Origin of the sequence: Neobacillus sp. PS3-12, assembly GCF_030915385.1 — a bacterium.
Taxonomy (GTDB): domain Bacteria; phylum Bacillota; class Bacilli; order Bacillales; family Cytobacillaceae; genus JAEVLT01.
Genome location: NZ_CP133268.1, coordinates 3,935,942 through 3,948,029 on the forward strand (window position 1 = coordinate 3,935,942; position 12,088 = coordinate 3,948,029).

The window sequence follows — 12,088 nt, forward strand, 5'->3', positions numbered from 1 at the left end:
TTGGGCCAGATTGCGGAGTAACTTTTATTACGCAGTAGACACATACTGTGCAGTAAAGGTCTTCATTTTAGAGGACTTTGTGAAGTGATGAAGTTAATGCAAACGATGGTAGTTTAGGATTGGAATGCAGAGCAGGGAAATGATTAAAGCTTTATTGCTTGTGTGGGTTTAATATGCACTAGTGATAAGGCTTTTAATTGACTAAAGGATTGATCAAAATTTAATAAAATCATAGGAATAGATATGTTTTATAGTATAATTATGGAAATATAAAGTTGCCAGGACATTACATATCATATAGAGGTGAAAGTTCGGATATTAGCGGCAGGGAGTTTTATTAGGGTTTTTTCGTATTATCGATGTTGACTGGTACTCTTTTAAAAACAGATAGATCCCTTTGGTAATTTAGTTTTTAAACTCAGACTTATTTATTCTGGCATAATGGTGTTAATAGAAAATACGAGGAGAAGTATAATGGCATTAGTTCAAGATGAATTGAAAATAACCAAATTAAAAGACTTGCTTACTATAAATTTGGCCTTGCCATCATATCAGCGACCATATAGTTGGAGCGTGAAGTCAACCAATACCCTATTTATTGATACATATGAGGCGTTTAAAGATGGAATCAATGAATATCGTCTTGGATCGGTAATCTTACACAAAGAAAGCTCTGAAAAATATAATATTGTTGATGGGCAACAAAGGCTTACTACATTATCAATTCTGCTTTATTGCTTAGGCGATTACAAACAAAAACTGTTGAAAGAAAAATACACCAAACTATCGAATGATGTTATTGTCACAAATTTTGGCGTTCTTTCTAAAAGGATTAACGAATTAACCGATGATGAATGTAAAAAATATAAAGATTATCTTTTGAATCAATGCACCACGGTTCAAATTGTCACAGATAGTGAGCAAGAAGCATTTCAGTTCTTCGATTCACAAAATTCTCGTGGAAAAGAGTTAGCACCACATGATTTGTTGAAATCATACCATTTGCGAGAAATGAATAGTGAAGATGAAAACCAGAAAGTTAGAATCATAAATAGCTGGGAAAACATGAATCAAGACGATTTAGACGATTTATTTAAAAACTATTTGTACCCACTGACTCAATGGTATAAAGGAAGAGAAGGTTTAGGTTATTCTTCAAGTAAAATTGATTCTTTCAAAGGAATTAAAGGAGCAAATATCTACAATTATGCAATTTACCATAAAGCTAGTAATCTGTTTGTAGAACAATTCAATGATAATGGTAGTAATGAATTGCTTTCCTCAAAATTTTTGAATCAATTCCAATTGACACAACCCTTGATAGCCGGAAAACGATTCTTTAATTACACGCTTCATTACGGAAATTTATTAGAAAAAATACAAAAAAAAATTAACCGCTTTCATGACCATGAGCAAGTTCCAAGCAAGCGTTCTGGCGATATTTACATTATGCAGTTGTATGAATGTTCGTTATTATTTTTTGCCGATAGGTTTGGCCTTGAGAGTTTAACCCAATCTGTGATGCAGCATCTTTATTCATGGAGTTATTCATTGCGATTGACAATGAATGCGGTGTATCCGCAGACCATCAATAAATATGCAAAAGGTCAGCATGAACGAGCAAACTATGGAATCGATATGTTTTCTGCAATCAGCGAAATGACTGATCCAGAAGGGTTGAATTTACTTGTGCTTACACAGCCAGACATTGATGATAATAATAAAGAGAAATATAAAGCAATATATGAATTGCTTTGTAAATGGAATGGGTGGTAGAAGTTGACTGACGATTTAAAAATAATACCGGTATCAGACGTTTTTGCCAACATCAATTACCTAGTGCCGATTTATCAACGTAATTATGCTTGGAGTGAAACGCAAATAGTACAATTGATTGAAGATATTGAGAGCTCTATTGACGATTCTAATAAAAACTACTTTTTAGGTAATTTGATTGTTAATCAAACGGATAACAATGTTTACGAAGTAATTGATGGTCAGCAGCGATTAACGACTTTATATCTTCTTGAGAAGTATTTAGGTGTTGTATTTGCGAAAGAAGCGTTGCGATTTGAGGCTCGTGAAAAATCAAATCGTACCCTTTCATATATTAGCGACAGCAGTAATCCGGAATTAATTGAAGAATTATCATCACCAGAAATCTTGAATGGTTTTCAAATCGTTGATGACTACTTCAAGAATAAAAATATCGACAAAAACAGCTTTATTCAAAAGTTGAAACGAGTTTTTCTTATTCGAGTTCAAGTCCCGCAGAACATAGATTTGAACCATTATTTTGAAATTATGAATACCCGTGGAGAACAATTGGAACTTCATGAAATTGCTAAAGCTAAGTTGTTAGAAGTACTTGAAAGTGATCAAGAAAAAAATATAGCAGCGATGATTTGGGAAAAATGTTCTGATATGAATTCGTATATTCAGATGAATTGTGATGTGAATGTGCGAAGAAGCATCTTTACTGAGAACTGGAGCAGTCTTTGTCAATCAATTAAGGATTTTGATTCGATAAAAATTAAAATATCGACAGGGAATGAATTAGCAGATAAAAAATCTTTGATTGATATCTTGAGAGATAATAGAATGCTTAATGTGTCAACCACACAATCCGAAAATGAGAATGAACGTTTTGAATCAACTATTTCATTTCCAAACTTTTTATTGCAAGTCAATGCTGTCATGAGAAAACTCGGAGAAGAAGATGTAAGTCTTGATGATAAACACTTCCTTAATAATCTATCTTGGGCATGGTCAACACCTGAAAAAGCAAAAGATTTCTTGTTTCATTTATTGAAGTGTCGAGTGCTATTTGACAAGTATGTGTTAAAACGTGAGTTTGCTAGAGATTACAAAGAAACGGGTAAATGGTCCCTACAACGTTTAGAAAAATATCGTGATAACAAGAAAAATAGCGATAAACCCAAATACGTTGGTACATTGGGGGATGAAGCTAATGATAATAAGAAGCTAAGAACACTTCAATCTTGTTTGCGTATTACTTATACATCACCAAAAACTATGCACTGGATTTCGGTTGTTTTATCTAATTTGTTAGAAAACGAGGCAGCTGACATTATTACTTTGTTAGAAAACTATTGTAAGAAGAAGGTTGTTGATTCAGATTATCAAAACAGGAATGGTTTTGGAGTCGAACGAATTGTATTTTCTTATCTTGATTATTTAATTTATCGAGACGGTTATTCATATGATGGAAAAGAAATCATATCACCATTTCAAGATGATTGGCAATTTCAGTTTAGAAGTTCCATCGAACATTTCCAGCCGCAACATCCAGTCGAAGGAGAAGGTTGGGAACAAGCTGACTTGAACGGCTTTGGTAATCTAGCTTTAATAACGGTTTCGGGGAACTCTAAGTTTTCTAACCTGCCTCCTGCTGGAAAAATCAATTCATATCCGAGTATCATCAATCAAAGTCTGAAATTAAAAATCATGGAAAAAATAACAAGACTCGGCGATGGGAAGTGGACAGAAGAAAAGGCAAGTAAACATCAAGATGAAATGTACAGCATTTTGAAAAATAAAGGCTAGAACACTACTCAAGGCATTGTAGTCCAAGGGCGCGTGGGCTCAAGAGTATTTAACTTGACACAAATCCTTGAGACAGAGCAGCTGACTAGAACACAGGGCTTGCTGAATGACTTAGGGCAAAGACATGGGGTTAATTAAGAGTTTATATATTCTTAAGAAACTTAATAGAAAAGAGACAGGAGGAAGAAAATATGTATCTTAACCCGAGAGATGAAGAAATAATTAATGCAATAATAACTGATCAGCGCGTGAGCATTCAAGCGGCAGTTTATGCAGCCTATGTGCAATTAACGCCAAGTAATAAAAAGCCTGTTTCACAAAGAGAATTTCATCAGATCTTCAAAGATAACTGGCAAGCATTCAATTCTTTGGAAATCGAAGACAATGAACAGGGTGTATAATTATTATTTATCGAGTTGTGAATGCTTTAGATCGTAATTATTTCAAAAACTTGTTTCCTAGTGAGGTTGCTATGCCACGAAAAGGTAGCAACTTCTTTTATAGCAATTAAAAACTATCATAAGATAAAGTTCATATTTCGGTAGAAGTAAATTCATTGTATTTTAATGCCCAAATATTTGATTGACTGTGCTTCTTTGTTTAACAACTATTGCACAGTACAACAATACTATTCAATAGAAACTGATATTCCACAATCGGGCGCCATTCTTGAGGATTGGCGCTCATTTTACAATATAAGGGCTATTTCGTTAAAGAGTGATATCTCCAATTTTTTACGAATACAGTGTTATAAATAAGTTTATCAAAAGTGGTGAGATAAATAGGAAAAAAATCCAATTTCTTTTTGGACAATGAGAAGGAAAAATGTATAATTAACAGGCTTCGGAGCGTGGGGTGTGTTTTCGCAGAAGATGAGACCCAGCTACTTATCTCAGAGGCACGAACTCCAGAGGATCACAAGAAAATGGTGGAAATGCGAGCCGAAGGTTTACCTCTTGAATATGTTGTTGGATACGCAGAGTTCTGTGAGTTGCGGATAGAAGTGGAACAAGGCGTTTTCGTGCCTCGCAAACGTACCGAGTTTCTTGTTCACCAGGCAGAAGCCCTGTCATGTTCTGGTGATATCGTAGTTGACCTATGTTGCGGTTCAGGTGCTGTGGGTGCAGCACTGGCGGCAGCTTTAGGACGAGCTGAATTGTATTCTGTTGACATTGACCCTGTCGCAGTCCGTTCCTACTGAGGCAATCAAGCTGCTCCCACACGAGTCTCGCCTATATGAACCGAAGGTGGCCCTTGACGGAGGAGAGGATGGACTTGACATTCAGCGAAGAATAGCAAAAGAAGCATTTCTCTGGCTAGCACCGGGAGGACATCTTTTGATAGAGACCAGCGAAATGCAGGCACCTCAGACCTTTAAAATCTTTTTAGGTGCGGGTCTTACCACAAAAGTGGCTAGAGACGAAGAACTGGACGCTACTGTCGTTATCGGATCAAACCCGTAAATATGTACTTAGTATTAATCACATATGAAATGATAATTTCTTAGCACTATACTAAAATTCTTATTCAATTATCTTCAGGTTACTTTAATAACGATATTCCGCAAAACGGGCGCTTTCCTGTAATAAGGAAAGTGCTTTTTCCATTTTAGGCCCAGATTGTTGAATAGCGTCAGGTTTATATAAAGTGAAAAGTTATAAACGGTGAAAATACAATTGAAATGGTTGTTAACGATACAATGGGAGTGATTCAATCATATTTAAAATAATTAAAATAAACCTTAATGTTAAAATTAAGGTAAAATAATTGACTTTTATTTAAAAAACAAAAAACATAACGTTTGGGAAACGTTATGTTTTTTGAAGGTTTAATTTTAAAAAAAATGGTTTTAAATTGATAAACCATGTAGTAAAAGTTTTTTTTGACTGCTGTTAAGGATAGAATTCGCGACAATTTCGGGATAATTTCTAAAAATCGAATTGCTTAAAATCCTAAGAGGATCTTTACGATCGAGTTTTAGTATTGTTCCTTTATAATCGTTAATAGCTCCGTCAATAACTTTATATATAACAAAACGGTCTTTAGAGTTACCAACATGAAGCATTCTATCAAGAACTACATTACCTGAAAAATCAACATCGAAGACTTTTTCAGTTTTTAACCAATGACTAGGAGCAGTGTGAGATTTTAAAACAAGTAAATATAAAAAATCTGACATTGATTCCAATGGAATTACATCAAAATGTTCTGTTGAAGAAACAGGTTTATCTTGAAGAGCCATCATGTTAATACCCCCTTCTTAGTTTATTATAAATTAAATGAATAGTAAATATTAAATATACACGAATTGATTTGAAAAGTAAAATATTAACTAAAAGATAATGTAGTATTCGTCCAGCAAAGTAAAACCATCTAATATGATATCTCTAGCTTCTTCAATTGAGCTTAAAACTCGAGTATCTTCAGGTTCCTCATCCCAATGGAAGAGTGTATGTCTATTTTTATGATAAAAATTGTAAAGTTTATTTACAAATGCGACTTTTCTCTCATCACCAAATTTTTCTGCATGTGCTGTTTGGAGCAAGTAATTATCATCAGAATCTGCAACGAAAAAGCCGAAGTTATTTTTCCCACTGGAAGTTACTGTAATAAGCCCGATTGATTTGAAAATCCCATGTAAATAGTAATCAATTGCTCTTAAAATGGGCATTGGTAAGTCGGAATAATCATATCTTACACCAGATATAGTTAAATTATACGCTGCTTGCTTTAAAGACATATCAAGTTTATTGGACGTATGTCTATAATTAGGAAGTACTTCATTAAATCTATCCTCTACGATTTGAGGATTAATTGTAACCATATTGAATGCATTTAAGGTTTCAACAACATCATCTTCATTTTCACATAATTGAAGTAATAATGTTAAGGTATATTGCATAAATGGTGAATCTTTCCCTTGAACTACAGTTCTTCCAGTGTCGTAACAGTTAATTACTACCCTATAATCATCAGATGTAAGCGTAAAATTGATACATCCCTGTCTTTCTGTATTGGTATACAATTTGAAATTAGGATTTTCAGATTGGATTAAATCAAAAATTAATTCTAATTCTTCTCGATCAATTCCGTAAATAGTTATACCACCATCTTTATTTGAACGAATTCCTTTTTTTAAGAGGGCGCCTTTAGCTAATTTATCTGCTATTTCATTAAAATTAATGCTAGAATGAGCTTTTACCTTATTAAAAGTTACAGTAATCCCCCTAGAAGCATTGTCAAATAAGGTTACATAATCTTTCGAAATATTTTTTTTGGCAGCCCAGTCTCTCTTAGCCCATTTTTCAATTCCTTCATAATCATAAGAAATAATAACATGTTCGTAACCTGATTCTTTAGCCCAGTTAATAGCATCAATACATGCAAACACTTCTCCCGGAACCTGACGTGATTCAATATATCTTTCATCGTTACCAGAAAATGATTTCTTCTTTAATACGTCGTTTTCTTTAACAGCAACCCAACCTGAACCATAAATTGGAGGGGTGTGTGAATACGATCCATCAACATAGATTTCTATACTATTATGCTGTTCTGTAATGGAAAATTCAGAAGTTTGGGTTGGGGATTTATGTATTTCTTCTTGCTCAACAACTGCCTGTATGTTGCCTGTATGTACTTCGTTTAAAACAGACTTACTGTTATTATCGAAGAATTTTTGAGCTTCTTTGTTAGTTTTAAACGATTTATAAATAGCTCCTGAGAACCCTTTAACTTGTTCTTCTGTTTCAGCCCAAGTCATATAAATACCCGGCCTTCGACCTACTTTAACTGCATAAAATTTACTCAACAATATCAACTCCCTTACTACTCATAATACCACTCAATTTCGACAAATATAAAGAAATCCTTCTAATAATAGTAAATAAAGATAAAAATGTAATTTTGGGTGTATATAAGGTATTTTTGTCTCCATTTGTATCGTCGCTAAATAATAAAATAAGTTATAAATAGAGGGGGTTAAAGAATATTATCAGATTTCTAAATCTATAAATATTCTATTGAGAAAAAGTAAACGATTATATTAGGAAAGGATGTTTCATAAACATGATTCTAGTGGGATTATCAAAAAAGATTTTTGAAACATATTCAAATTTAAACCTAAGTGGTATACAGAAGAGATATAAGCTTGAAATTTTTTTGAATTGTGAAGAATTGTACTTAAAGTAAAGGGTGCTTTTGTTCAATATCCCCCATTATGTAAAAGCCGAGAATATGCAAGTTTTTATTCATTTCTTGCTTATTCTCGGCTTTTTTACATTCAAAAATCATACTGCCAAAAACAACATCTTCAAATGCCAAATACATTCCGTATAGTAGAAAGAATCTTTTTGAAATCTTTATACTTTTACCAATAGTTATAACCTACTAAATGAACCAGTTTATAAGCTTCTAATTTACTTCCACCTTCCTTTAAAATCCTATAAGGGGTAAATTTTTTTTGGAAAAATTGCGGGAGGATGTAGGTTTGATAAAATTTGTTAATCTGAGCGTTTTATGCCCCACCCCCTTTATCAAAAAGGGTTTGACCATTAATTTTGTGCAGTGTTAATACGTATCGACCGAAACCAGTGCAACAGACAGTTTATGATGAACAAGATTTAATATTTATCTTTTGACTCCTACATTTGAAATATAAAGTAATTTAAATCCTACAAGGGTATTGCGACAGACTACCAAAAAAATTAGGGATATCCCCTTCGGGAAGCAGGTAGAAGCATTTTCTAATAGTTCATGTCATTAATAATTCAAAGTGGCTGGTTTATTATTTACTTTAATTTACGAATGAATAAGCATAATTAATACCATGATGAACAACTTGTTCAATGAAATGGCAATGAGCTATGAGCTATGAAATGGCAATGACCAATGACATACCAATGTAAAAGACTGAATTTTTTAAAAATACATTGTTAATAGTTATAAACGGTGGTAATATCCAAAAGGAAGTTAAGTAATATTAGTTTTAATTCATAAAAGAACTGATAAGGATATATAAAGTCGCCTAACGGCTCCAAGTTCTTTAGAATAAGAAAAATAAACATAGGAGGTATTACCATGAAATATCTTAAATGGGGATACAACAAGTTAACAGAAGAACAAGAGAATCAAATATGGAGTAGATTCCAAGATAGAAAATCGGTAAAAGATTTTATTGGGAATTTGGAACTCTTTTTTGATCAAATGCTTATTTTAAATGGTAAAGTCAGACCCAAGGGTCAAATGGAATTAGAGCTACTAATTATAGCCAGAACTGAAATGGAAACAATCATTAATAAAATTAGTGAAAATAACCAATTATCTTTGTTTACTGAAATTGAAATTCAAAAAATTAATAGGTTTCTAGAAATGAGTAATCTGGGGGCAAGAGGAAAATTATTAGCAGCTGGTATGTATCCCAAAGAAATTCCTTTTGGTAGAAGCATGCTAGGTTATGAAAACAAATCTCTAGAAGAAAAAAAGATACAAGAGCTTATAGAACATGGGCAAAGTCTTGGGATTAGTAGTATGGAAAGGTTTAAGAAGATATTGGAAAATAAAGACAGGCAAATAATACGTTACCAACAGGAAAGAGAAAAATTTTTTTATGAGATTGATTATTTGAGGGAAAGAGTACATATTTTAGAACAAATGCTAGCAGAAAAAGAAAATAACAACAATTCTCAGACTGAAAAATAATACTATCAAAATTTAAATACCCCTTATAAGGACGTTTTTAAGCCATCAAGGTCATTTGATTGTCGAGATGTATTAATGATGGTGCCTGACTTTATTTTAGTGTTAAAGGCTTACATTTTTGTCAAATACACCATAACTGAATCGATAATTTAAAAACGTCCTATTCTAATCTGAATTATCCAGAGTTATAAATCGAATATGGATAAACAAATTAATGAACCAGTGGAAAACGCAGCTTAGACGTCCTTGAAGCCTATTATACCCCAGTTAAAGCCAAGTGCTGCCACAAGCTCTCACACAAGGATACTGGCATTGTTGTAACACTTTAGAAGGAGCTGCAAGGGTAGTTTTGAGATGATTGGTGAGAATGAATTCACAACATCTTTGACAGTAAAGATTAATTGTCGACATTGAAGGTCCCAAAATTGCCGTCAAAAAAGTCTTTAGCAACAAAAGCATTGCTTCAACTTGAATAATTTACTTAAATAGTCAATTACCAGGTTTTATATTGGTTCATTAAACATGATTTCATATTCTTGTTTAATGTAATCATCATGGTTTTTAACATAAAACCGTTGTTAATACAAAACTAGATACAAAATTCACTTTAATCTTCTTCCAATGTTGCTGACCATGAACTATCTTTGTGGTTGTAAAATTTGAATGAATTTACGTGGACATTCGTTTCTTCTACCAACCATGAAAAAAGTCTATTGGTATAATTTGAACTAAAAAATACGAATGAATTAACAAAAGTACGAACGTATTGTGACAATTTCATGAACGTTTTTTTGAGTTGTACAAATACCCCAAGTTTTTCTGTTATTTATATATATAGAGGCACTTTTTGATACAAGGCCTTGAACCAACAAGAATCATAAGTAACATGGTAACTAATTCTAGAATTGGAAAAAGAGTATTAGCAAGATAACCTTGAAACAATAAGTCTCACATGAACCACAGGGAATCCTGTTACATGATCATACACATGTAACAGAATACATAGACATGAAAGATTCATGTGCCTAACGGGTCCATAGGGGAGAACTATGCCCAAAAAAGAGTCGTCCATGTAACCGAAGTGGACAAGAATCAAGATTCGGGATACAAGGCGTTGGTACCTTTATTTTAGAAGAACTAAAAGGCGCACGAGAATCAAGATTCAACATAACACAGTATCTATTTCTAAATAAAAAATCATGATACATATTCGTGATTTTTCTTAATGCGCGTTTTTACACATATTTGAATACTTGGTATATTATGGTATTAGAAATAAAGTGTTGATCTATATCCCTTTTTTGGATCTTATTGTCATCAATGAACAAAGTGGAAAAGGATTCATTCCGTCAAGATTTGTAACTCGCCAGTAGAAAGGTAAATGACACCTTTTTACATCTTGTTGAATAGAACAAACTGAGACACAATCAATATTATTATAATTCAATCGTTTAGCAATAAAACAGATTGTTTCTATGAAAAAAATATTTTGCAGATTGCCTTCAGCAAATATAAGTTTTATACTCTTAATATTTTCGATCTTCACCACATTTATTAGTTGTATAGAACTGCCTCGACTAAATTTCCCCTGACAAACTACGATACTTTAGCGTTTTGCCTCTTACAATTGGTATCCAACATACAATGAATTTTTGCGAATTTCCAAAATCATCAACGTAATTATGCCATCAGGCATTGATTAACATTTGTCAGTGTTTAATGGTACTTATTCACTTATCCTTTTCCTTGGTCAATTTTAGTTGTTGGTTTCGTTGTATTATAGCTACATTTTCATTATCCTTATTGAGATGTTCTATACTACTGAGTAATACACGAATTGGGCCCCGAGTGAATAAGGTAATGATCTATGGCATCATACAAGGTCCATTTTGGCTGATTGCGAAGTATGGAAGGGGTCCGTACCTTTTTATCCTTTAACTCTTGAATGATGCTTATATAACGTCTCAAATGATAATGGCTTCATTAGATAAATCTCTTTGTGAATGAGACAGATGAAGTAATCATGATATTCTAAAAATAAATTAAAGTAAATGTGTAGGATGAAGATGAATAGAGAATGTATTGTAGATATAGGATGATACATAAAAGGAGAGTGTTATATTGAATTTTATTTTTGAAGAGTGCCATGAAAATGAGGCTACACACGTTAAAGTTTTAGAAGATGAATCCAAACATTATAAATTTGTTAATGTAAGAGTTGGCAAAGTATATGAATTATTAAAGAACGATGATGAAGGCTTTGAAGGTGAAGAAATGATACGAGCTGATGACGGAAATTTTATTTGTAGTTTTTCATTATTTTTGAATGTAAAATGGTTGAAGATTAGCTCGTAATACAAGAGAAATTTGGAAATGTAGATATGAGAATTGAATTACAAGGAAAGACTTGTGGCATGTCTTCAATAAGATTTTATTCAAATAATAGTTTTTTATAACTTGGGGCAATTCAGCACCATTATTGAATATGAAGAAAAGCAAAGCGCGGAGAATAAAAGTAGCAAATTATAGCTTACATAGGATTCTAAATCCATGATATTAAAATTAAGTCCTGTGGGTAAAGGAGATATGAAACAAAAAGAGTCAAGAATTGCTCACTTTCCTTTGAGATTCTTGGCTCTTTTTTGTTATATTACTAGTGTTAAATTGGAATTAATCGATGTAATTTTATCGTGATAAAGAATATCTATTACTGGTGCGTTCACAGAGCTAAGAACTCAGTTTCTGGTTACTTAATAAGTGTATCCATATAGATAAGTTGGATAGATGTGGTATACCTCTGATTCAAGTATTCAATCTGCTG

General features: G+C 32.8%; 7 protein-coding genes and 1 pseudogene. 6 read left to right on the forward strand and 2 right to left on the reverse strand.

All coding sequences use genetic code 11. The annotated features are described in order from the left end of the window. Positions 1-474 precede the first annotated feature (474 nt). The 4 genes and pseudogenes from RCG17_RS19995 to RCG17_RS20010 all read left to right on the forward strand — a co-directional run bounded on the left by RCG17_RS19995 (position 475) and on the right by RCG17_RS20010 (position 5,030). Positions 475-1,776 (forward strand): DUF262 domain-containing protein, encoded by a 1,302-nt coding sequence (locus RCG17_RS19995; protein WP_308171834.1) that lies wholly within the window; start codon positions 475-477, stop codon positions 1,774-1,776. A 3-nt stretch (positions 1,777-1,779) separates the two neighbouring features. Next, complete coding sequence (locus RCG17_RS20000; RefSeq protein ID WP_308171835.1) at positions 1,780-3,567, forward strand: DUF262 domain-containing protein; 1,788 nt, start codon at positions 1,780-1,782, stop codon at positions 3,565-3,567. A gap of 191 nt (positions 3,568-3,758) precedes the next feature. Beyond that, complete coding sequence (locus tag RCG17_RS20005; RefSeq protein ID WP_308171836.1) at positions 3,759-3,968, forward strand: hypothetical protein; 210 nt, start codon at positions 3,759-3,761, stop codon at positions 3,966-3,968. 524 nt (positions 3,969-4,492) lie between these two features. Beyond that, positions 4,493-5,030: pseudogene (locus RCG17_RS20010) on the forward strand (methyltransferase). Positions 5,031-5,416: 386 nt separating this feature from the next. On the opposite strand, the gene RCG17_RS20015 reads toward RCG17_RS20010, so the two are convergent. Both RCG17_RS20015 and RCG17_RS20020 read right to left on the reverse strand, forming a co-directional pair. Next, on the reverse strand, positions 5,417-5,812 hold the full coding sequence (locus RCG17_RS20015) for a type II toxin-antitoxin system RnlB family antitoxin (RefSeq protein ID WP_308171837.1): 396 nt from the start codon (positions 5,810-5,812) through the stop codon (positions 5,417-5,419). 87 nt (positions 5,813-5,899) lie between these two features. Continuing rightward, the gene (locus RCG17_RS20020; RefSeq protein ID WP_308171838.1) at positions 5,900-7,378 is read right to left on the reverse strand and encodes a ribonuclease H1 domain-containing protein; all 1,479 of its coding nucleotides are present in this window, start codon (positions 7,376-7,378) and stop codon (positions 5,900-5,902) included. Positions 7,379-8,646: 1,268 nt separating this feature from the next. Between RCG17_RS20020 and RCG17_RS20025 the strand changes: the two genes are divergently transcribed. Beyond that, positions 8,647-9,267 (forward strand): hypothetical protein, encoded by a 621-nt coding sequence (locus RCG17_RS20025; RefSeq protein WP_308171840.1) that lies wholly within the window; start codon positions 8,647-8,649, stop codon positions 9,265-9,267. Positions 9,268-11,388: 2,121 nt separating this feature from the next. Next, positions 11,389-11,622, forward strand: a complete 234-nt coding sequence (locus RCG17_RS20030; RefSeq protein ID WP_308171841.1) for a hypothetical protein — start codon at positions 11,389-11,391, stop codon at positions 11,620-11,622. Positions 11,623-12,088: the final 466 nt, after the last annotated feature.

Coding starts and splice junctions, on each gene's coding strand:
- RCG17_RS19995 (WP_308171834.1), top strand. CDS start 475: ATGGCATTAGTTCAAGATGAATTGAAAATAACCAAATTAAAAGACTTG.
- RCG17_RS20005 (WP_308171836.1), top strand. CDS start 3,759: ATGTATCTTAACCCGAGAGATGAAGAAATAATTAATGCAATAATAACT.
- RCG17_RS20015 (WP_308171837.1), bottom strand. CDS start 5,812: ATGATGGCTCTTCAAGATAAACCTGTTTCTTCAACAGAACATTTTGAT.
- RCG17_RS20025 (WP_308171840.1), top strand. CDS start 8,647: ATGAAATATCTTAAATGGGGATACAACAAGTTAACAGAAGAACAAGAG.